The sequence below is a fragment of the Paenibacillus foliorum genome (assembly GCF_013141765.1).
In the GTDB taxonomy this organism is placed as follows: domain Bacteria; phylum Bacillota; class Bacilli; order Paenibacillales; family NBRC-103111; genus Paenibacillus_S; species Paenibacillus_S foliorum.
In genome coordinates this window covers 296,317-318,332 of sequence record NZ_WHOD01000128.1, presented here as the reverse complement: position 1 = coordinate 318,332, position 22,016 = coordinate 296,317, and the positions used below count along the sequence as shown (strand labels likewise).

General features: G+C 43.2%; 17 protein-coding genes. 14 read left to right on the top strand and 3 right to left on the bottom strand.

Annotated elements, in window-relative coordinates; genetic code table 11:
* Positions 1 to 17: 17 nt before the first annotated feature.
* Positions 18 to 878, bottom strand: a complete 861-nt coding sequence (locus GC093_RS34145) for a helix-turn-helix domain-containing protein (RefSeq protein ID WP_171656417.1) — start codon at positions 876 to 878, stop codon at positions 18 to 20.
* A gap of 150 nt (positions 879 to 1,028) precedes the next feature.
* Between GC093_RS34145 and GC093_RS34140 the strand changes: the two genes are divergently transcribed.
* From GC093_RS34140 to GC093_RS34105, 8 genes are all read left to right on the top strand, one after another.
* On the top strand, positions 1,029 to 1,838 hold the full coding sequence (locus tag GC093_RS34140) for a phytanoyl-CoA dioxygenase family protein (protein WP_171656416.1): 810 nt from the start codon (positions 1,029 to 1,031) through the stop codon (positions 1,836 to 1,838).
* Between the two features lie 267 nt (positions 1,839 to 2,105).
* A complete protein-coding gene (locus GC093_RS34135) occupies positions 2,106 to 3,899 on the top strand; it encodes a cache domain-containing sensor histidine kinase (protein WP_216624997.1) in 1,794 nt (597 codons plus the stop codon).
* Positions 3,892 to 5,514 (top strand): response regulator, encoded by a 1,623-nt coding sequence (locus GC093_RS34130; protein WP_171656414.1) that lies wholly within the window; start codon positions 3,892 to 3,894, stop codon positions 5,512 to 5,514. The genes GC093_RS34135 and GC093_RS34130 overlap by 8 nt, the downstream gene beginning before the upstream one ends.
* A gap of 84 nt (positions 5,515 to 5,598) precedes the next feature.
* Positions 5,599 to 6,489, top strand: a complete 891-nt coding sequence (locus GC093_RS34125) for a carbohydrate ABC transporter permease (protein ID WP_246315807.1) — start codon at positions 5,599 to 5,601, stop codon at positions 6,487 to 6,489.
* A gap of 15 nt (positions 6,490 to 6,504) precedes the next feature.
* Positions 6,505 to 7,392 carry a carbohydrate ABC transporter permease gene (locus GC093_RS34120; protein ID WP_171656413.1) on the top strand — a complete coding sequence of 296 codons (888 nt, stop codon included), beginning with the start codon at positions 6,505 to 6,507 and terminating at the stop codon, positions 7,390 to 7,392.
* A 72-nt stretch (positions 7,393 to 7,464) separates the two neighbouring features.
* Positions 7,465 to 8,844, top strand: a complete 1,380-nt coding sequence (locus tag GC093_RS34115; protein WP_171656412.1) for an ABC transporter substrate-binding protein — start codon at positions 7,465 to 7,467, stop codon at positions 8,842 to 8,844.
* Positions 8,845 to 8,892: 48 nt separating this feature from the next.
* A complete protein-coding gene (locus GC093_RS34110) occupies positions 8,893 to 10,362 on the top strand; it encodes a fibronectin type III domain-containing protein (protein ID WP_171656411.1) in 1,470 nt (489 codons plus the stop codon).
* Between the two features lie 236 nt (positions 10,363 to 10,598).
* On the top strand, positions 10,599 to 11,936 hold the full coding sequence (locus GC093_RS34105) for a hypothetical protein (RefSeq protein WP_171656410.1): 1,338 nt from the start codon (positions 10,599 to 10,601) through the stop codon (positions 11,934 to 11,936).
* A 63-nt stretch (positions 11,937 to 11,999) separates the two neighbouring features.
* On the opposite strand, the gene GC093_RS34100 is transcribed toward GC093_RS34105, so the two are convergent.
* Entirely contained in the window at positions 12,000 to 12,908 is a 909-nt protein-coding gene (locus GC093_RS34100; protein ID WP_171656409.1) for a bifunctional 3-deoxy-7-phosphoheptulonate synthase/chorismate mutase, read from the bottom strand.
* Between the two features lie 539 nt (positions 12,909 to 13,447).
* On the opposite strand from GC093_RS34100, the gene GC093_RS34095 reads away from it, so the two are divergent.
* Genes GC093_RS34095 through GC093_RS34085 form a run of 3 tightly spaced genes read left to right on the top strand, consistent with a single transcriptional unit; the run spans position 13,448 to position 17,108 of the window.
* Complete coding sequence (locus GC093_RS34095; protein ID WP_171656408.1) at positions 13,448 to 14,542, top strand: GerAB/ArcD/ProY family transporter; 1,095 nt, start codon at positions 13,448 to 13,450, stop codon at positions 14,540 to 14,542.
* On the top strand, positions 14,532 to 15,950 hold the full coding sequence (locus tag GC093_RS34090; protein WP_171656407.1) for a spore germination protein: 1,419 nt from the start codon (positions 14,532 to 14,534) through the stop codon (positions 15,948 to 15,950). Before GC093_RS34095 ends, GC093_RS34090 begins: the two co-directional genes overlap by 11 nt.
* A gap of 6 nt (positions 15,951 to 15,956) precedes the next feature.
* Positions 15,957 to 17,108 (top strand): Ger(x)C family spore germination protein, encoded by a 1,152-nt coding sequence (locus GC093_RS34085; protein WP_171656406.1) that lies wholly within the window; start codon positions 15,957 to 15,959, stop codon positions 17,106 to 17,108.
* Positions 17,109 to 17,197: 89 nt separating this feature from the next.
* Here the strand turns inward: GC093_RS34085 and GC093_RS34080 are convergent, their stop codons facing one another.
* Positions 17,198 to 18,097 (bottom strand): YitT family protein, encoded by a 900-nt coding sequence (locus GC093_RS34080; RefSeq protein WP_171656405.1) that lies wholly within the window; start codon positions 18,095 to 18,097, stop codon positions 17,198 to 17,200.
* Positions 18,098 to 18,738: 641 nt separating this feature from the next.
* Between GC093_RS34080 and GC093_RS34075 the strand changes: the two genes are divergently transcribed.
* The 3 genes from GC093_RS34075 (at position 18,739) to GC093_RS34065 (ending at position 21,853) form a co-directional block, all read left to right on the top strand.
* A complete protein-coding gene (locus GC093_RS34075; RefSeq protein ID WP_171656404.1) occupies positions 18,739 to 19,641 on the top strand; it encodes a peptidylprolyl isomerase in 903 nt (300 codons plus the stop codon).
* A 176-nt stretch (positions 19,642 to 19,817) separates the two neighbouring features.
* Complete coding sequence (locus GC093_RS34070) at positions 19,818 to 20,495, top strand: response regulator transcription factor (RefSeq protein ID WP_171656403.1); 678 nt, start codon at positions 19,818 to 19,820, stop codon at positions 20,493 to 20,495.
* On the top strand, positions 20,492 to 21,853 hold the full coding sequence (locus GC093_RS34065; RefSeq protein ID WP_171656402.1) for a HAMP domain-containing sensor histidine kinase: 1,362 nt from the start codon (positions 20,492 to 20,494) through the stop codon (positions 21,851 to 21,853). The genes GC093_RS34070 and GC093_RS34065 overlap by 4 nt, the downstream gene beginning before the upstream one ends.
* Positions 21,854 to 22,016: the final 163 nt, after the last annotated feature.

The window sequence follows — 22,016 nt, the reverse complement described above, 5'->3', positions numbered from 1 at the left end:
ACGTGAGTCGTGAGTCTCTATTGCTTCAAAGCTTCCAGATTGTCGAAGTTTTTTCTACGGTAAGCCGTTGGGCTCATACCAAAAAAAGATGAAAATTGCTTGGAAAAGTAAAGTGGATCTCGAAATCCGATGTTATCGGAAACTTCAGCAACCGATAGCGTAGTGTGAGCCAGAAGACGTGAAGCATGACGCAGCCTTATCTTGAGCAAGGTTTCGATAACTGAGTCACCTGTTTCTGACTTGAATAAATGAGCAAACCTTGAAGGGGAGAGCAGGACTCTTGAAGCTAGCCTTTCAACGGTATGTGTCTGCTGCATATTATTGTTTAAAAATTCCAAGGTGCTCAGGATTCTGGAATCGAGGGTACTTCGGTGAAATTGGGCATTGTATCTGGCGAGATGAAGTAATAATTCCTCCATTGCATTTTGTGCCAATCGATCCTGAAATTCATCGGGAGCAACACAGTTCCGGATAATTCGCCGGAAGGCAGCGATCACTCTCCTGCGAATGTCGTTTCGGGAAATATGCAGATGGAACAAGCCTTCATCTCGTCTAGGCAAGTGGAGCAAGTCCGACCAGGTAGGATTCGGAACAAAATGTGCCCACATAAAGTGCCAAACCTCGTTTTCTGCTGTCCGATAGTTATGAGGAGTTCCAGGGGAAAGTAAAAATAGATCTCCCGGCGAACAGCGATGTATACGGTTGTTGATGCTGTATATACCGCTTCCAGAAAGTGTATAAGTAATCAACCAATCCCGTGTACCGTTAGGCCGGTAAGTGTAATATCCATATGGGGACCGGAAGGTGCTGGCCAGCAAAATGCCCGGAACCGGACTTTCAGAAACTTCTATAGCAGAATCCTCCATATTTATAACCATTCCGAACATTCCTCCTTTATTGTATAAAGCTTATAATGACAATTAGAAATATGCAATATTTACGGAATTGAATAAGCAGGATTGTAGGTATCTGCATGGTGACAAGACGTAATGAAGATTGCATTTTATTAGGATAGGGTGAGGTTCGTTATGCCATACGTATTAGCTGTGCTGTCAACAGAACAGAAGCAGAAATTCGAAACGGAAGGTTATTTAATTGTGAGCGGGTTATTTTCCGATGAGCAAGTGGAAGAGATCATAGTAACCTTTGATCAAATAAGCGAGCAAACTATTCCAGGCCATTTTGAGCCAGATAGGAGTCAGGATACAAAGGATGTGCTCAAACGGTATCCACGAGTCATGCAGCCCCATCGATTTAATGAGACAGCTCTTAAATATATGCTTCATGAGCCTGTTCTCCAAGTTCTAAAAGATTTATTCGAGGAGAACCCTCTAGCAGCTCAGACGATGTTTTACTATAAACCACCGGGTTCTCGCGGACAAGCGCTGCATCAGGATAATTTTTATTTGAAGGTGGAGCCGGGGAATTGTATAGCGGCTTGGATGGCGGTTGATTCGGCGGATGAGGAGAATGGCGGGCTGCTCGTTGTCCCCAGAACGAACGAGCACGAAATTGTATGTCCTGAGTTAGCGGATGACACCGAATCCTTCACCAAGCATTTGGTTAAGGTGCCGCAAGGGAATACAATCGTTCCTGCTGTTATGAAGAAGGGCGATGTTTTATTCTTTAATGGCAACTTGATTCATGGTTCCTACCGTAACAAATCGAAGGACCGTTTTCGTCGGGCATTTATTTGTCATTACGCTGGTGAATCAACAACCCAGATAGCGAGTTTCTACAGCCCGTTGTTTCGTGCAGACGGCACTAAGGTTGAAGCAGAAGTGAATCCGGATGGCGGACCGTGCGGTGTTGAATTTGATACCCTTTATCCTCATTGAATGTGAGGTTCGAGCGTTTCTTGGTTCTTATTATCCATGTAGGCGAAAGAACTGAATAGATTAAGAATGTTAAGTCAAGCTTCCAAAGGTACTTTTGGATGCTTGGCTTTTTTGAACCCAATTGGTTTCGACAACTTTACTAGATTGACAAGATAGCCATATGAATATAGACTTTGTAAACGATTACATATTGATGATAGAGATAAGATCATACTACGATGCGTTATGTCAAATTTGTTTTGTATACTTACGAGCGGAGTGATATCCATGCAGTCTTTGACATCTGTACTAGGCAATATGAAATTAAGACCAAAGCTAATCTTTTCCTTTGCCTTACTTATTGTATTATCCGCTTTAAGCATAGGAGTGGTTTCTTATGTCATTCTAAAAAGGTCCATAGTGAATGAAGTGGGACAATCCATTCAAGAAGTGCTGCAGCAAACGCTGCAAAATATTGATTACAAGCTTAAAGATATTGACGATCTTTATGTGAAAATGATTATGAACAAAGAGCTGCAAAGTATTATGGAAACAAAGACCTCAGAATTGAAGCCAAATGAGAAGTCCGCCTATATAAACTTGTTTTACGAAACCGTTTATCCAAGTATATTTGGCGGCCGTTCGGAGCAGTTGTTGTCCGTGAGTATTTACGGAGAGAATGGGATGAATCTGACTTATAATACGGATATGCATGCATTAAACCGAACTAAGGACGATATACAGGCTACCTCCATTTATCGGCAAGCAGATGTGGCTAAGGGAAAACCGTTATGGTTGTTTGCAGAACAGGACATCTTTAACACAGAGGCGCAGCCGCCCAAGGTTATCTCCAATGTGAGAAAAGCGTTGGCCCTTCTATCGTTCAAGGACTGGGGACTGGTGGTTCTTAATGTCCGTGAAAGCTATATTTTCGACAGCTATAAGAATAATTTGAGAAATTTGCAAGCTGTCACGTTTATGGTTGATGACAAAGGCTACATTATTTCTCATGCCAATAAGGGACTTATCTCCACGAAAGCGGATGATCTTCTTACGGAGAAGCTGTCGCAAGCCCTTCATGGTAGTTCATTATTCCGTGTCGATGGAATGGAGTATTCACTCCATTTCGTGACATCGGAATACACGGGGTGGAGGCTTGTAACGGTGGTGCCGCAATCGGCGATAAATAAAAATATCGATCTCGCTAAAAATACAATTGTCATTATCGTAGCTATTACCATTGCAGCAGCGCTCATTCTTTCCGTTGCAATCTCATCAGGAATCACTCGTCCGCTCTTGAAGCTACTAAGGCATATTAAAAAAGTAAGAGACGGGAATATGGATACAAAAGTTAATCTTGGCACACAGGAAGAATTCGGCGAATTATCGGAAAGCTTCAATGAAATGACCGTGGAGCTCAAAAATCTCATTTCCAAGGTTAGGGAGGACGAGAAACGAATCAGAACGGCAGAGCTTAGGGCCTTGCAATCGCAAATTAATCCTCACATGCTATACAACACATTGGACTCTATTTATTGGATGACTATCACGAAGGAGTACGAAGAAATTGGGGAAATGACAACGGCGCTGGCACAATTTTTCCGATTAATTCTAAACAAGGGTAATGAGCTGACTACGATTTCCAAAGAGGTAGAGACTGTTGAGCATTATCTTCGTATTCAAAAGCTGCAATTTAAAGATAAGTTTGATTACAAAATTGAAGTAGATGCTGATATACAGAGCGAATCGTGTATAAAGCTGCTCTTACAGCCGCTTGTAGAAAATGCGATTCTGCATGGAATCAAGCCCCTCAGACATCAACGGGGGTTCATTCGGATCAAGGGGAGAAAGGAAGGGAATGTCGTGGTTTTGGAGGTTATAGATAACGGCATCGGTATGGATGACGTTCAAATCGAGGCTCTGCTAGAGCAGCCGCTTCATGATGACGGCGGTTATGGAGCTTATAATGTGAACGAACGCATTGGGCTGGCTTACGGAACGGAGTACGGAATCCAATATGAAAGTGACCCGCACCGAGGTACTACGGTTCGGGTCCTACTGCCTGGAGGTCAAAATGTATAAATTAATTTTGGTCGATGACTCTGAACGAGTGAGACGAGGGCTCCAATTGAGCCTTGATTGGCCTAGCCATGAAATCGAGATCATAGGTGAGGCCGAGGATGGCGAAGCAGCAATGGAGCTCATTATAGAAATGAAGCCGGATTTGATCATATCGGATGTCCTTATGCCTCACATGAATGGGCTGGAGCTGACAGAGAATGCGCTGCGAATCGTACCGCACGCTAAGATCATTCTACTGAGCGGCTACGATCATTTTGATTATGTTCAGACTGCTATTCGGAACGGAGCTTTTGATTATCTTCTGAAGCCGACAAAGGTGGAGGAATTGCTGAACGTAATCAATAAGGCAAAGCAGAGCATCAAGCAGGAATTGGGCCTCTTGAAGGGTGTGGAGGATCTAAAAAGGCAGCTTTATCAAAGCATACCTGTGATGAAGGAAAGATACTTGCGTTATTTGCTCACCGGGCGAATGACGCTACAGGAAATCCATGACAACTGCGATTATTTGCAGCTTTCCATTGGAGGGAATCATTATTCATGTTTGGTGCTGGAGATAGATGAACCAGCTACGGTGATAGAGCGCAACCGTTTGAACGATAAGCAGCTTTTATTATTTGCTTTTAAAAATATAGCGGATGAGCTGTTCAGAGAGCAATTTTACGCAGAGATCATTGAAAATGTAGACAACCAGCTCGTTATGATTCTAAGCGGCAAGGACCTGCAGGATGTAAAACGTTATGTAGAAAGCCTTCAGGCCTTGGTAAAGAAGATGAAGTATTATATTACCCGCTATTACAAAGTGCCTGTTTACATCGGTATAGGTGGTGTTTATGAAACAACAGATTGGATATCGAAGTCTTACAAGGAAGCCATGGAAGCGATGGAGTATCGCATCTATTCGGGGGAAGAAGGAGTCATATTCTATAGCGACGTTGGATATACGCGCACACAGGAACACATAATCTACCCGTATGATTTAGAGAAAAAGCTGTGTCTAGCATTGAAAATCGGCGATAAAGAGGGGGCTTGCTCCTATGCACGGCAGTTTCTACAAGCGATCGTCGGTGATTATCCTCATAACCCCGAGCAGCTGCGTAATATATGTCTCCAGTTGGTGTATACGCTGCTGCGTATGTTAATGGAATGGAATATCTCGGACGGTAAAGTGATGGACTTTGCCGCATTAGATGAGCAGCTCAAGAAATGGAAAACTATTGAGCATCTCGAAACCTGGCTGATCCAATATGTGACGGGATTAACCAACATAATTGAGGAGAAGATGCTGCAGCGCAACGTGTCCATTATACAAAAGGCGGTAACATTTATGGAGCAGCATTATCACAGAGACATCTCTTTGCAGGAAGTGGCCGATGCGGTGTATTTAACCCCGAACTATTTTGCCAATTTGTTTAAAGAAAGAACAGGGGAAACGATGCTGAACTTTTTGTCGGATATCCGGATTAGCAAAGCCAAAGAACTATTGAAGCAACCGGATATCAAAATATACGAAGTCGCTGAACGGGTCGGTTATACGGATGCTAAGTATTTCGGCCAGGTTTTCAAAAAAATAGTCGGTTTAACGCCTGTAGAGTACAAGAAAGCAGTAAGTTCTTAAGATCGCAATCCGATCATAAGAATTTCACCTACTACCGACCCTAGGATGCCCGCATAATGGGATTAAGGGAAGGGGGTGAATGGAATGATCCTGATGAAATCGATGCTATCTAATAAGCAGGTAATAGGCTATTTGTTTCTTCTACCGTTAATTATTGGGGTGTTGGTATTTTCGCTGTACCCGATCGGTGAGGCGTTCCGTATCAGCTTGTATCATCATAACGGAGTGAGAGGCGTTTGGGCGGGACTTGGCAATTATGCATTTATTTTGAGTGACAGTTCTTTCTGGAAGGCTCTCCGAAACACGATCATAATGGGGGTGATGGGGCTTGGAATTGGGCTGCCTTTAAGCTTTATTGTCGCCTCACTGATTAACAGCATAGTTAGGCCGGGTATGAGCGTGTTATTTAAAGCGATTTATTTCTTACCGAATGTGACCTCGACGATAGCGGCATCCATCGTATTTTTGCTACTGTTTTATCCGACGGAGAAAGGGGTAGCCAACACGGTACTGAACCTGTTCGGATTGAAGCCGCTTGGTTGGATGTCTGATCCGAGCTATGCCAAAATAAGCGTGATCCTGATGGATACATGGCATGGTGTGGGCTACTCGGTGCTGATCTGGCTGGCCGGCCTGCAGTCGATTTCGCGCGATTTGTACGAGGCTGCGGAAGTGGATGGAGCCCGTAAGCTGCAGCAATGGCTGTATATCACAATTCCCGGGATGAAGCCCGTCATCTTCTTTATGGTGGTCATGGGTACCATTAACGCTTTCAAAAGGTTCGGTGAGGTCTATGTGATCGGAGGCCCTGACGGCAATCCGGGCGGTTCTTTGTTTACGCTCATGCTATATGTGTACCGTTACGGTTTTTATACGTATGATTTCGGCAAAGCTGCTGCCGCTTCGTACGTGATTTTCATCATTATTTTGCTGTTTACTCTCTTAAACTTCAAGGCGTTTAAGAATAAAGACTAACCGGAGTTGAAGCGTATGTCAGAGATTACTGCCGTATCACAGGTCAAAATAAGCATTCAGTCGAGAAGAAAATCTGATTTTGTTCGAAATACGTTCGTTATAGCTCTATTGCTGGCAGGTGGAATACTCATCATCGTACCTTTTATCGTCATGCTCTCGATCAGCTTGGATAAGGATGCAGTGTTTGAATTTCCATTCCCGTTTAAGCTGGTACCGGAGAATATCGGTCTAGATAACTTTAAAATGGCTATCGCCAATACGAAAATGATGCAGTTGTATTTAAATACGTTTATGGTAGCTGGCGGGGTCATTTTCATTAGTACATTTTCCGCATTATTGGCAGGATACGCCTTATCGAAGCTGAATGTGAAGGGCGGGAAAATCATTTTATTGTTGGTGCTGGCCACACTAATGATTCCGGGCGAGGCAACACTCATTCCCTTGTTTATGCTGTTTAAGCAACTTCAGCTTCTTAATTCATATTGGGCTTTCTATTTACCGGCCATCTCCTATGTATTTGGAACGTTTCTGACTAAGCAATTTATGGATGGGGTTCCGGCTGAATTAAGAGAAGCCGCGATTATCGATGGCGCAAATGAATTCCAATGCTTTTCCAAAATTTATTTCGTTTTAAGCATGCCTATTGTTGCTACATTAATCATTCTGACGTTCTTGAATGTGTGGAACAGCTTCCTGTTCCCGCTAATTATGCTGAACGATCCTGCGAAGTATACGATTCAACTCGGCATTGCGATGCTGAAATCACGTACGGCAAGTGGGGAAGCGCCTCCGGGAATGAATATGGCGGCTACGGTTATGTCCGTCATTCCGGTGCTGATCGTTTATTTATTTTTCCAGAGGTACATCATTCAGAGCATCGCCCATTCAGGAATCAAGCAATAAATAAGTTGTTAATGATAAGGATCATGCTCACGATGCAAGTTTTCTCACGAAAACTCTAGGGAGGTCAAAAAAGTGAAGCTATCTAAACTAAAGCTTTTGTTGAGCGTAACCATTTGTACGGTCCTGTTGTTTTTGACAGCATGCGGGGGAGGGAACGAAGGAACTCAAAATAATGCTAACGATGGAAGCGCATCCAAAGAACTTGCCGGTGTTGTTAAGGTAGCTGTATTCAGTTTCCCTGTAGATGATGGGATTAACCCTGCAACAGGTAAACCGGCTAAAGGAATCAAGGCGTTGTTCGAGCCTTTTCTCGCCAAGCATCCAAAATTAACTCTCGAATACAGCGAGGTCCCGGCGGATGACAGGAAAGCGAAATGGCAAGCTCTGCTGCTTAGCAATAGTGTTGACGTTGTATTTTTGGATGCGTCCATTGACTTTTACAACCAAGGCTTCCTGATGCCGCTTGACGATTATTTGGCACGGGATAACTGGAAGCAAAACTTTGTGGACGCGCTGTGGACGGATAAGGAGCGTTTGACCAATGAAGGGGACGGCAAAGTGATGGCGATGCCGGGTGGAATACTGACGAATACGATCGTTTATGACAAACAGATCTTCGAAGAATTCGGTGTACAGCCATTAAGTGAAAAGCCTACAGCGGATGAACTTATCGAGAAAGCGAAAAAGCTTACAGGCATTAATCCGAAAACTGGAAAGCAGTCGTACGGGCTGTTTTATGATCCAAGAAAAACAAGCCACATGATGCTTGATTATTTTTCCGGTGGTCAGGGCGTACAGTTCGGCACTATTGATTGGAAAAATTTTGGCAATAGTAAACTGAATTTCAATACTCCTGAGATTAAGAAGAGTCTTCAAACGTTAATCGACATTAATCCTTACTTGCCGCCGGGTTATGAAATTGGCCGGGGTTTTGAGAATTGGGGTAAAGCCGACAATAACGTCGCGATGTGTCTATGGTGCGGTAATATGGATGAGGTACTGAAAAATAAACTGGAAAAACGGTATGTGATGACCAAGGGGATTCGCGACAAGAACGACAAAACCTCCTTCGGTACGGCCCGTGTCACGGCAATGGCCAAGCAAAGCAAAAACCCGGAGGCCGCTTGGCAGGTGCTGAAATATATGACAGGTCCGGAGGGGCAGAAATTCATGTATGACAACTATAAGGAGCTGCCTTCCTGGAAAAGCGCCGATTGGGTGAAGAAAGAAGAAGATCCTTACGCAGAGCAGCTATTGGCTGTTGTGAAAGATACGAAAAATGTGCTGTTCCCGCCTATTATGTTCTCCACGATTCGTCCATGGATGGGTGACATTATTTCGAGAGCGATTCACGGACAGAAGTACAATCTCGACACGGAGCTGGCGCAAACCCAGGACAAAGTAAATAAATGGGTAGAAGAACAAAAGGCGATTGATGCGGGAAAAAAATAAATAAAGAACGCAGCCTGCAGTGCTGCAATCTATAGTCAGGAGAATGATATGAACACGAAACCATGGGGCATCAAGGATCAAAATGAGCTGTTTACGACGGCATTAGGCGTACATGAGTCAGGCTGGGAGCTGCATATCACCCGTCTGGCACCCGGTGACGGCTGTGTTCTAATCGACTGGTTGCATTCAGGGGATGTTGCTGCATCCAGTCTGGAGTACCGAGTTGAGTACAACAAAAGGAACAGCAGTGAAAAAAGCGTTCTTGTTGTGGAAGTTCTGGAAGGCTCCTTTACGATAACATCCCTCGAAAACGGCTGCGATTATGAAATTCGATTAATTGCCGTTGAGAGCGGAACTGGTCGAATCGCAGCAGATAGCCCGATAAGATTGGCAATGCCGGGGGTCGTCCCAGGCACGGTGATCAATTACATCCATCCAGATGATTATACATATAATTTCTCAGGTCGGTCTCCTGCAAGCCCCTCAATTGTCCGGCTCCCCGATGGGCGGCTTCTGGCTTCTCATGATGTGTACTGGGGATTAGGAGGACAGAACCTGAGCGTTATCTTCCGTTCGGAGGATGAGGGGAACACTTGGCGGTTCGTAACCTATCTGTATCCGTGCTTCTGGGGCAAATTGTTTGTTCACGGCGAGCGCTTGTTCATGATAGCCACCAGCACCGAATATGGGGAGCTGATGATCGGCGGTTCAGATGACGGAGGGGAGTCATGGAGCTCCCCGTGCACCATTTTGCCGGGCGGATCCCGCGAGAACGGCGGTCCGCATAAGGCTCCCATGCCGGTAATCGTTCATAACGGGCGCATTTGGACTGCCGTGGAGCATGGCTCCTGGACATTACGCGGCCATAAAGCCGGCGTAGTATCCGCACCGGAGGATGCGGATTTGCTCGATCCCGCCAGCTGGACGGCGTCGCCGTTCATACCCTATGACAGCAGCTGGCCTGGAACCGTACACGGCGGAGACGCTCCGGGGGTGCTGGAAGGAAATGTAGTGATCACGCCGGAAGGCGGGCTTGTGAACATATTAAGATATAATACGAAGGGAGGAACGCCTGATTACGGCAGAGCCATTATGCTAAACGTAGATAAGGAAAATCCCGGGGCTTCGCTTTCGTTCCGTCAAGTTATCCGATTTGAAGGAAATATGTCCAAATTCACGATTCAATTCGATCCTGTGAGTAAGCGCTATTGGTCGCTCGTGAACCGTGTTACTTCTTCGAATATTCATCAGCGAAACATACTTACATTGGTCGCTTCGGACAAATTGGAGGAATGGGACACTATTCGGGATATTCTGGACTATGAGCATAACGGGTGGACAGAGGATAATACGAAGGTAGGGTTCCAGTACGTGGATTGGTTTTTTGACGGAGACGCTATTTTAGTTGCTTCTAGAACGGCTATTAATGGGGCTTACAACTATCATAATGCGAATTATATGACCTTCCATAGGATAGAAGCGTTTCGGGAAACCCTTACAGGAGCGGCTGGAACGTGATGAGCTGGCGCAAATGATTTCCAAAGTCCGTAAGCGTAGTCAGGATGTCTGGATATAGCCTAGTGAATATCACAGCTCTTAGTGTAATGTGGAACAGGGAAATACAGTCAGCTTACTGAAAAAGCTCAACCTTAAGCCGGTAAACGGTATAGGTTGAGCTTTTATTACATAAAAATGGTATACAATATGCCAATTTTAATTTATGATTATTTGAAAACTGCTTAGAGGTGGACATGATGAGAAGCTATCTGATATTGGCGATGTGTATGCTGTTCTTAATTCAATATTTTGTTCAATCGGAGTGGTTACTCTATATATTGGCTGTTTGTGCAAGCGTTGCTTTTATAGGAAGTATCACATTGGCTAGAACGGTTCCCCGTATATTCAGCATCCTTATGTTTATAGCCGGTGCCGTATTAACTGGGTTAAAGGGGCAAGGACTGGATGCTATGGCGCAAGGAATCACATCGAACATCCCATTATTAACACTTCTAGTCTTAGTTCCGTTATTATCCATTCCATTTAAAATGGGCGGTTTTTTTGATTCAATTTTGATTTACTTAAAAAGATATCAGAATAAACCGGGAAAAATGTTTGCAGGAATTACCATGGTGCTTTTCTTTCTCGGTCCCATACTTAATCTAGGCTCCATCCGCATTGTCCATGACCTGCTCAAGGACTTACGGTTAAATGCTACATTTTTGTCCAAAGCCTACCTTGTCGGATTTTCCACAACCATTTTATGGTCCCCTTATTATGCTGCGGTGGGAGTAGTATTACTGTATCTGCATGTATCTATTGGGAGTTATATGACCTATGGATTTGGAATAGCCGTGTTATTTTTACTTATCGGAAATGTGATGTTCGGGCTTTGGGCAAAAAAGAATATGCTTGAAATTGAATTAAATAATGATGAAAGTGGAGCCATTACTTCTGACCACCGTAAAAGGATGAAGCTGCTTCCGATTGTAATCATTATGCTGATGCTAATTACTATTGCTGCTGAATACGCGACACATTGGTCCATGCTCGTATTAGTTAGTCTTCTGGCTCTTATTTTTCCGTTGCTCTGGTGTATGTTCTCGAAGCAGTGGGGGTTATTCAAGCATCAAATTATCGAATATCGGGATAAGGCCGTACCTGTCATGAATAATGAAATTATTATGTATATCAGTGCTGGTTTCTTCGGACAATCGCTCAAAGGATCAAGCTTTGGCCAAGGGATAACTATTTTTATGAATCAATTATCGCAAACTTCTTTCCTGCTATTCGCCCTATTTATTATGATTACGATGGTTTGTATTACCTTTGTGGGGATTCATCAAGTCGTTATAGTCACCGTCCTTGCGACACAAATGGATCCCGTCATGTTAGGGACATCCAAAGAAATTCTAGCCATGGTGCTGATGCTGGCTTGGTCCGCCTCCTCTATATTGAGTCCAGTCAACCCAATAAACCTATTGGTTAGCACCTTGGTGAAAAGGACGAGTATGCAAGTTGGAATCAGGGATAACGGTCTATATTTACTCATTGTGTCTGCAATTGGAATAGGTATCCTTACGCTCTTACATTAGGTGAGAAAATTAAGAGAATCGGAGCTGGTCTATTCACCAGACTCCGATTCAATGCTTAGCGGATTATCTTAATAATCCGGATTGCTTTACTTCCGAGTAGAAGCGATTGAACTCTTCAATGTTAAGCTGCTGGGCCGCATCGGACAGGGCGGCAGCAGGGTTGGGATGCACCTCGACCATGATGCCGTCAGCCCCAGCGGCCAAGGCAGCCTTCGCACAAGGAGCGAAGATTGCTTTGCGGCCTGTTGAATGCGTGACATCTACAAGCACCGGCAGATGACTCTCCTGCTTCAGTATCGGAACAGCGGATATATCCAGTGTGTTGCGCGTCGCATTCTCGTATGTGCGAATTCCTCGTTCGATCAGCATCACCTGTTTATTGCCTCGGGATAGAATATATTCTGCTGCATGAAGGAACTCGTCAATAGTAGCGGCAATACCCCGTTTCAGCAGGATAGGTGTCCGTACTTCACCTGCTGCCTTCAGCAGCTCGAAGTTTTGCATATTTCTGGCTCCAATTTGAATCACGTCTATATATTCGCAGGCTAGCTCAATATGCGCAGGGTCCACGATTTCACTGATGGTCTTAAGGCCAAACTCAGTGGCTACCTCTTTCAAAATTTTCAAGCCATCTATTCCTAAGCCCTGAAAATCATACGGAGAAGTCCTTGGTTTAAATGCACCTCCGCGCATTACTGTAATTCCCTCCTGCTTCAAGGCCGCTGCGACTTGTCGGACTTGCTCATAGCTTTCAACTGAACAAGGTCCCGCGACCATCATCTGCTTTCCGCCTCCAACCGCAATATCCCCAATAGTAACGATGGTATCTTCCCTTTGCCTTTTCCGGCTGACCAGCAGGTGATTCTCTCCGATTTCTTGAGTGATCAGAGCTTTTTCTGATAATAAGTCCTTTAATTGCAGATTGATCTCATCTAATCGTTCTCTTAATTGCACAGCGTGTAATTGACTCATACCAATTCAGCTCCTTCATGTAAGTGAATGTTGGAAAACGCAAAAAGACTCCATCGCAAGGGACGAGGAGCCGTGGTACCACCCTTATTAGAAAATCAACCTTCAGCGGTATGTTGAATTGAAGGCATGCTTTTCTCACTTTCAGCCCGTTAACGCCGGGAATACGGGTACTCCTAAAAACTGCCGGGGAAATGGCAATTATTCAGAGACCAGCTCAGGAGTGAACTTCGGCGGACAATTCGTTCGGGTGCTTTCAATCGGTGGCACTCCGTCCCTGTAATGAACCTTTTCCGCGTACTCTTTCCGTCATTGCTTGTTATTAATTCAGTTAATTGAAATTGGTTTTCGTATGATTAAGATGCATTGTAATCCAAAATGAGATGAGGATGCAAGAATTCGAATTAACGCAGGATTGCTTTGTCGCTGTGAAGCAGCTAGCTTAACCTGGAAGGACGGTGCAGCTGGATGCCTTAGTTTAGTATATGCAGGGGTTGGCAATAATGGGATTCATAATAACAGGGATGCAGGTGAATTTTTTTATGAATCCTAAACATTTTTCTTTTCTACAAATATGTACCATTCTGATGCTTTCCATCGGCATGATGAACCATGTCATCGTAATCCCGGTTCTAATGGAGGTGGCAGGTCGTGATGCTTGGATAAGTGTGCTCCTTGCATCCATTTTGTTCGTTCCCGTGTTCTTCTTGATAGCCTATATCATTCAAAAAACGATGAGTGCCCAGCATAGATCTATTATCGAATGGCTTCGTGAAAAGTATGGCAAATGGGTGGCAGGCTGTATTGCAGTCGTGCTTTCTCTGACGCTGTTTACCTCAGCTCTGTTTACGGGAAAGGACTTTAAGATTTGGACGAGCTCCTCTTATTTACCGGAAACGCCACCCAGCGTGATTGCGATTATTCTTGTTGGAGTGGCGTACTACATATCGCTTCAAGGGATTCGTGCTATAGCTTACAGTTCGGCTGTACTATTACCTTTAGTCATTATATTTGGCGAATTTGTTATGATTTCCAACTATCCCCACAAAGATTATGCGATGCTGTTCCCAGTGTTTGAATACGGTAAGTCCCAGGCTATAAACGGCATTCTTTTTGTGGGCACGGGGTTTATCGAGGTTATGTATATAATTTTTTTGCAGCAGCACATTAGAGCTAAGGTTAAGAAACGACATGTTGTTATTCTAGGCTTGATGATGGCGGGATTGACTATTGGACCAGTAATGGGTTCTATCGCCGCATTCGGGCCTGTTGAAGCTCAGATCCAAAGGTATCCGGCTTTTGAAGAGTGGAGATTGGTTAAGATCGGAAATTATATCGAGCATGTGGACTTTTTGTCCATTTATCAATGGGTGTGTGGTGCTTTCATCCGGATAAGTCTAGCTATGTATATGATAGGAGAGTTGATTCCTAAATGGAAGAAGCTTGTCTCGTCTCTAATAGCCCTTCTAATGGCTATTTTACTCGTTAGCGAAATTGGAGATATTACCTTTCTCTATGTTATGAAAACCTATTATTTTCCTATTACATTTTACACCTTGCTCGGAATGCTTCTAGTTCTATTCTTATTCGTCCTATTTGCTAAAAGGGATGAGGTGAAGAAGATCAATGAGTCTTAATGCATTTCAAGAGGAGTTTAAGGATTGCTCTGATGTTATTTTCTATAGCCATCCCTTCGCTGATTCTTGTGAGGTGACTTTGGTTTATTGCAGTACGCTTTGTGATGTAAAACTTATCAACGATATGGTTCTGCCAGCATTGATGCGCATCTGGAACTTCACTTCATTTGAAAGTGTTGAGAGTATTAACGAGGCTAAAGATATTAATATGCTCTACGAAACATCCGGTTCCGAGTACAGCTCCAAGATTTTTACCGGACATGTCATGATATGGATTAATCATCTGGATGCTGCTTTCAGCTTAAGTATTGAAAAAATTCCCAATCGTAATACCGAAGAGACCAATATCGACGTATCCATACGTGGAGCAAAAGACGGTTTAGTCGAGAGTATCGATACCAATGTTGGCTTGATCCGCAAAAGATTGCCTACTCCTATGCTGGCTCTGGAAAGCTATAAGATCGGAGTAAAAAGTCAAACCAGGGTAGGTCTGATGTTTCTTGTAGATAAGCTTGATGAAACCATTCTGGAAACCATCCGAGAGAAGCTGGCCAAGGTACAGCATAAGCTGGAGGATCTGTCCAGCGCTACGCAGCTGGAGGAAATTATTTCGGATAAACCATATAGCATATTTCCACTCACGGCTTACTCCGGCAGAGCTGATTTCATAGTCTCCTGCTTGATGAAAGGAAGATTCGTCATTCTATTGGACGGGATTCCAGGGGCTATTATTGCTCCGGCTTCCTTATCTTTACTGCTAAAGACACCGGAGGATTTGCACTTTAATTTTATCTCGTCGAGCTTCGGACGTCTTTTACGTATATTCAGTCTTATTTTTTCAATATTTTTACCGAGCTTTTTTGTTGCTCTGACTGGATTTCATCAAGACCAAATACCGTTTCCTTTATTAGCGACCATTGTTATGACACGGCTTGGCATACCATTATCGTCACCTATGGAGATGTTTCTCATTTTATTATTGCTGGAAACCTTTAAAGAAGCGGGTTACCGGCTTCCATCGATGATTGGACAAACCCTAACGGTGGTGGGGGGATTAATTATTGGGGATGCTGCGATACGCGCCGGACTAACCTCGCCATCCATGGTTGTCGTAGCTGCCATATCTATTGTTGCAGGGTCGACCTTGATTAGCCAGACCCTTTCGGGAACTGTAAGCGTGTTAAGATACTTCAATCTGTTACTCGCTTCATCTCTTGGTATGTACGGCTTCATGGTTTCTTTGCTGCTGCTCACTGTTTATTTGTCAGGCTTAACGTCTTTTGGGGTGCCTTATTTAGCCCCTGTATCACCCATTACATTTAAAGATATGCTAAGAGCTTTTATTATGCTACCGAGAAAGCTGGGAGGATTCGTTCCTGTACATCTTAGAAGAAAAGACAAAGGATAGATGACCTTGAAAAAGATAGGTTGGATTATCAAATTAAAGCTGGTCATTCTGCTGATGCTTTTGCTCTCAGGCTGCTGGGATTATAAAGAAATTCATCAAATAACCTTTGTAACAACAATTGGAATTGATTATAAGGATAAAGTGTTCACAGTTTACCTCCAGGCATTGAATTTTGCCAATATTGCTCAAAGAGAGGGTGTGCGTCCACCCAAGCATAATTCTGTTGTTGGAACTGGCAAAGGGGCTACCGTTACCGAAGCGATGTTCGATTTGTACAAATCGGAGCAGCAGCGCGTTTACTGGGGACATGTATCAACAATGATTATAGGAGAAGCTGCTCTTAAGGAAATTACAGTCGAGCAATTGACGGATACAATTAACAGATACCGTGAAATCCGCTACAACATTTGGATTTACGGAACCGATGTGCCTATTGATAAATTAATGGATATACAACCAAACTTTGGATATTCCCCTTATGATTCCAGATTAATGAAGCCGGACAAAACGTATAGTCAATTCTCGACTATAAAACCCATGTTTTTATATCGTTTTCTATCTGATTATTACGAGAGGGGGGTAACAGCCATGCTGCCCAAGCTTGTTTATGAAAAATCCCATTGGATGGAAAACAGCAAAACAACGCCTCATCTTATCATTGATGGTGCTTATTTTTACTCTCACAAAAAATTCCGCGGGGAAATCCCTTACTCTCAATTGAAAGGTAAAAGGTATTTGGAGAAAGCGGCGGAGCGGATGCTTATAACGATTAATCAGAATGGGCAAGCGACCGCTACTTTTGTATTGAATCGCCCTGAAATAATAACCAAGCATACTATACAAAATGGACAAGTTTATTACGATATTGAACTTCGTTTGACTGGCTATTTGGATGAATTAATTAAAGAGATGAGTCAACCAACGATGAATTCTCTTGTTCAGAAAAGTGTGGAAAAGGATATCAGGCGAACCTTTGAGGCCGGAAAGAAAATAAAGGCAGACGTATTAAATTTGAACACACCTGTATTTCGTTACGATTATCAAGCTTGGAAGCAATTTATTTGGCCGAATCCGAACATGGAAAATATCCAAATAAGAAATATAAATGTCAAAGTGCTTATCAAATACACTGGGAAATATAAGGGCAGAATCGATTGAGGAATTATCAAATATGTGAAAAGTGCCCATAGCAAAAAAGCCCCTGCAAGCCAAGTAACTTTGGCTAACATGGGCTTTTTCTTTAGGCTTTAATGAATATCTTTCTTCTTGAACCGTCCGCCTTTAACATCATGGATATTCCCAATTGCCAGAAAAGCTTTGGGATCGAGTTCATCGACAATAGACTTAAGCTTCGCTTCCTCAAGACGGGTGATGACGCTGAAAATTACTTTTTTATCATCGCCTGTATAAGCGCCCGAGCCATTCAAATAGGTTACTCCACGTCCAAGTCTATACGTTATAGCGTCCCCAATCTTCTCATACTCATCGCTGATCAGCCAAACCGATTTGGATTGATCTAATCCTTCAATAGTAATATCAATTAATTTGAAAGCAATATAATACGCAATTAGCGAGTACATGGCGTGATCCCAGCCAAATACAAATCCGGCGCTTCCGAGAATGAAAAAGTTGAAGAACATAACAATCTCGCCTACAGAAAATGCAGACTTCTTGCTTACGAGAATGGCAACAATCTCTGTACCATCTAAGGAGCCTCCTGAACGGATAACTAGACCAACGCCGATTCCTAGTATAATACCTCCAAAAACAGCAGCGAGCAGAGGGTCAATGGTTATAGGTTTTACAGGATGAAGAAGTGTAGTTCCAATAGACATTATGATAACGGAGAAAAGTGTTGAGAATGCAAATGTTTTACCTATTTGTTTATATCCAATCATTAAAAAAGGCAGGTTCAGAATAACAAGAAACACACCGAGCGGAATATTAGTCAAATGGGAAATGATGATGGAAATACCGACGATTCCACCGTCAATGATATTGTTAGGTACCAGAAATATTTCCAAGCCTACTGAAAATAGAGCGGATCCAATGATCATTAATAAAGCGCGGCGCAGAAACTTTGACCAAGATTGTTTGCGATGCTGGGACTGAGCTTGTTCATTTTGATAAGCTGTGCTGGATGACATATAGGGCTCCTCTTTTCCGAATCTCATTCATTTTTTTAAGAATTACGTTATGGATTTGAATGAGTGCGGGTATGTAATAGAAGAGAACTTAAGAATAGCGAGCAGATGCCTCTTGAGTAATTCACGAATCCTAGAATGAACAAAGAATAAGAAAAGAACAAGTAATAATAAGTAGAAATAAAATGATTCATAAGGTGAGGACTCATTCATAGGCAATAATGATTTATGTATTTGCATCGATTTTTTTGATAATGAGGGTTCCAGATGCATGATGGTATGGGCATCATTATACTGCCCTAATGCGCTCTGTTCATACAGGAAATGCTGCGAAATGGGAGGAGTCAACGGGAAAACGAAAAAACCAACGATGAACCAAACCAGAATAATCCAATGACGTTTTAATACATGCAAAACAAGCCCCTCCAAATCACGAAAAATCCTAGTTGAATAGCTAAAATTGTAGCACTTCAGGTAGTGGGAGTCAAACCAGCAGAGCCTAAGGCGAACATACAGACTAAGCAAATCTTCAGCTAATTTTAAAGTTAAATTAAGAAAGCTAGTCCATAATGGGTACTATCAGCAGCGACGCTGAACGAGAAAACTTCAGCTAGACACTACAACTCAGAAGGGAAGTCATCATATTGAACTATAAATTATCGAATCGTAAATGGATGATAGGTACCTTACTATTATTTATTATTTTAGTCGCTTATATTACGGTATATCCACCGATTAAAAGTAATGCAGCAGAAGCGGTGGCTACAGTTAACGGAGTGAAGATTAACAAGGAGCAGCTATATGAAACAGTGATGGCGAGCAGCGGCGCACAAACCGTGAACAGCATGATTGAGAAGGAATTGATTCGTCAGGAAGCTGAAAAGGCCGGCATTCAAATCCAGGATGCTGATCTGGACAAGGAGCTTGCTACCTTAAAATTAAACTTCCCATCCGAAACAGAGTTTAACCAAGCTCTTGTCGCGAATGGACTTACTTTGGATAGCTTGAAAGAAGAAATGAAGCCTCAAGTCATGATGCAAAAGATTTTGGAGCAGCAAGTAACGGTAACAGATGATGAAATCAAGCAATATTATGATGCTAATCTAGAAACCTTAAAAACACCTGAGCAGGTAAAAGCCTCTCATATATTAGTCGCCACTAAAGAAGAAGCGGATGCGATTTTGGTTGATTTAAAGAATGGGGCAGATATGGCCAAGATAGCGCAAGAAAAATCACTGGATGAAGGAACGAAGGAAAAAGGCGGGGATCTTGGCTTCTTTGGCCGCGGGACGATGGAAGAGCCTTTCGAAGCCGCTGCGTTTGCCTTGAAGGCTGGCGGATTAAGTGATGTGGTTCAAACTGTTCATGGCTTCCATATCATCAAGGTTACGGACCATAAGGATGCAGCTACTCCTAGCTTGGAAGAGAAGAAGACAGAAATCCATGATAAGCTGGTCAAGGACAAAACATCCGAAATGGCAACAAGCTGGTTGGATCAGAAGAAATCTGAGGCTAAAATCGAGAATTATTTAAGCAAAGGCGTGTAAAGCCTGCTTTAGCTATAGAAGTATACTGGCGTCCCTTCAGTCTACAAAAGACTGAAGGGACGCTTTTTCTTCGTAAAGGAGTTGAACAAAACTGAGAGTTCCTATTCAATCTACTTATTGAAATGGGGTTGTATTTTGCATATGATGATTAATAGTCTTTGAAAGCGAGGAGCCTTATGTCCAAAATTATTGTTGTTGATGACGATCCATTTATTAGGCAGCTTATTAAGAGCAGTCTTCTCAGCGAGGGTTTTCAGATTATTGATAGTACCAATGGATTGGAAGCGTTGGAAGTGTTGGAGCGAACTAACGTTGATATGGTCATTCTTGATATTATGATGCCACTGATGGATGGCTGGGAGCTATGTGAGCGGCTGCGCGGACTGTATCCGGATCTTCCCTTGTTAATGGTAACGGCGAAAAGTGAGTCCGTACATAAAATAAGAGGCTTTCACTTAGGGACTGACGATTATCTGGTGAAGCCATTCGATCCCATGGAGCTGGTGCTCCGAGTAAAAGCGTTGTTAAAGCGTTACCGGATCAACACTTCTCAAGTGATACAGCTGGGCAATGCCGAATTGCGCAGAACACACCTTGAAGTAGTTCATAATGGCAGCAGACAGACATTGCCGTTAAAGGAATTCGAACTGCTGTTTAAGCTGGCTTGGCATCCTAATCAGATTTTTACCAGGAACCAATTGATAGAGCAAATATGGGGCAGAGATTACGCAGGAGATGATCGGACCGTAGATGTGCATATCAAGCGGTTGAGAGAACGATTTCCAGATGATACCTATCCTTTTACTATTGTGACGGTTCGGGGCTTGGGCTACAAGCTGGAGCTGAAATTATGATTCGGTCACTCTATATGCGCGTGGCGCTGACCTTTCTGGCTTCCGTCTTTTTGGGGCTGATTTGCGCTTTTTTTGTAACTAATTATTGGTTTAGAGATACATTTGAAATGGAGCTCCAGGATGAACTGCAAAATACGGTCCAGGATCTCGTGGAAACGTTCCAGCAAATGAACGATGCTGATTTGGATTCGTATTTGAATAACAGACATTGGTTAAAGAACTTCTACGTTACGCTGTATGACTCGATGAATAACAAGAGAGAGTATGGTCTGAAACGGCAGGAACGCTTCGAAATAGAGGATCAGGATGTAGAGCAAGTATTAAAAGGGGAAATTGCGAGGCATTCGGGAGAGCCTAGGGGACAATACGTCGGTTATCCTTTTACAGTAAATGGTCAAAAGCATGCGGTTTTTATTCAAGCTGGCATTAGAAAAGAAGGGGATAATTTTAGAAACATCATTCTAACTAACTTGGCTATTACACTCGTGAGTGGGAGTTTATTCGTTTTGATTGCAGCGCGTTATTTGGTGAGGCCTCTCAAGGGAATGACTTTGGCTACCCGGCGTATTTCCAAGGGGGATTTTAATGTGAGCTTTGGCTGGCATAAGCGAAAGGATGAGCTGGGTGAGTTGGCCCGCAGCTTTAACCATATGGCAGCAGAGCTTAAGCAGCTAGAGCAGATGCGCCAAGACTTTGTATCCAGCGTTTCTCATGAAATCCAATCACCGTTAACTTCAATTACAGGTTTTACTAAGCTAATCCGTTCCAGGCAAATGCCTGAGGAGGAGCGGAATCAATATTTGGATATCATTCAGACGGAGTCCGAACGCTTATCGCGTTTAAGTGAAAATTTACTTAAGTTAGCTTCCTTGGAGTCGGAGCACCATCCTTATCACCCTACTACGTATAGGCTTGACGAACAGATACGACGCATTATTGTCGCTCAGGAGCCATTATGGCTAGCCAAAGAAGTGGAGCTGGATTTGACTCTTCCGCCTGTAATCATTTCGGCTGATGAGGATCAGCTTAGTCAAGTTTGGATCAATCTGCTGACTAATGCGGCTAAGTTTTCCTCGCAGGGGGGGTTAATCCAAGTTGAGCTTCTACCACAGGTTGACCGTGTGCAGGTTTCGATTAGGGACTATGGTATTGGTATTTCTCAGGGAGAATTGAATCATATTTTCGATAAATTTTATAAAGCAGATCGTTCGAGACATAGAGAGGCTGGAGGAAGCGGATTAGGGCTTGCCATTGTTCACAAAATTATCGATCTGCACGGCGGTTCTATTACGGTTCAGAGTGAGCCTGGTAAAGGCTCGCAGTTTCTGGTGACATTGCCGAGTGTCGCAGCTAAGTAAACAAGAACACCGCTTACCTCGCAAACAACATTATAATAATACGAAACAGGGGCTGCTTTCCAAAGTCGAAGAGACTTAGGAGATGGTCCTTTTTTATTGGAAGATTTGAAACTGAAATTTTGCTGAAAATTAGCTGAATAAAAGCTGAAAGCAGAACCAAGGA

Coding starts and splice junctions, on each gene's coding strand:
- GC093_RS34065 (WP_171656402.1), top strand. CDS start 20,492: ATGATTCGGTCACTCTATATGCGCGTGGCGCTGACCTTTCTGGCTTCC.
- GC093_RS34070 (WP_171656403.1), top strand. CDS start 19,818: ATGTCCAAAATTATTGTTGTTGATGACGATCCATTTATTAGGCAGCTT.
- GC093_RS34140 (WP_171656416.1), top strand. CDS start 1,029: ATGCCATACGTATTAGCTGTGCTGTCAACAGAACAGAAGCAGAAATTC.
- GC093_RS34105 (WP_171656410.1), top strand. CDS start 10,599: ATGAGAAGCTATCTGATATTGGCGATGTGTATGCTGTTCTTAATTCAA.
- GC093_RS34130 (WP_171656414.1), top strand. CDS start 3,892: ATGTATAAATTAATTTTGGTCGATGACTCTGAACGAGTGAGACGAGGG.
- GC093_RS34090 (WP_171656407.1), top strand. CDS start 14,532: ATGAGTCTTAATGCATTTCAAGAGGAGTTTAAGGATTGCTCTGATGTT.
- GC093_RS34120 (WP_171656413.1), top strand. CDS start 6,505: ATGTCAGAGATTACTGCCGTATCACAGGTCAAAATAAGCATTCAGTCG.
- GC093_RS34095 (WP_171656408.1), top strand. CDS start 13,448: ATGAATCCTAAACATTTTTCTTTTCTACAAATATGTACCATTCTGATG.
- GC093_RS34080 (WP_171656405.1), bottom strand. CDS start 18,097: ATGTCATCCAGCACAGCTTATCAAAATGAACAAGCTCAGTCCCAGCAT.
- GC093_RS34145 (WP_171656417.1), bottom strand. CDS start 878: ATGGTTATAAATATGGAGGATTCTGCTATAGAAGTTTCTGAAAGTCCG.
- GC093_RS34125 (WP_246315807.1), top strand. CDS start 5,599: ATGATCCTGATGAAATCGATGCTATCTAATAAGCAGGTAATAGGCTAT.
- GC093_RS34100 (WP_171656409.1), bottom strand. CDS start 12,908: ATGAGTCAATTACACGCTGTGCAATTAAGAGAACGATTAGATGAGATC.
- GC093_RS34110 (WP_171656411.1), top strand. CDS start 8,893: ATGAACACGAAACCATGGGGCATCAAGGATCAAAATGAGCTGTTTACG.
- GC093_RS34135 (WP_216624997.1), top strand. CDS start 2,106: ATGCAGTCTTTGACATCTGTACTAGGCAATATGAAATTAAGACCAAAG.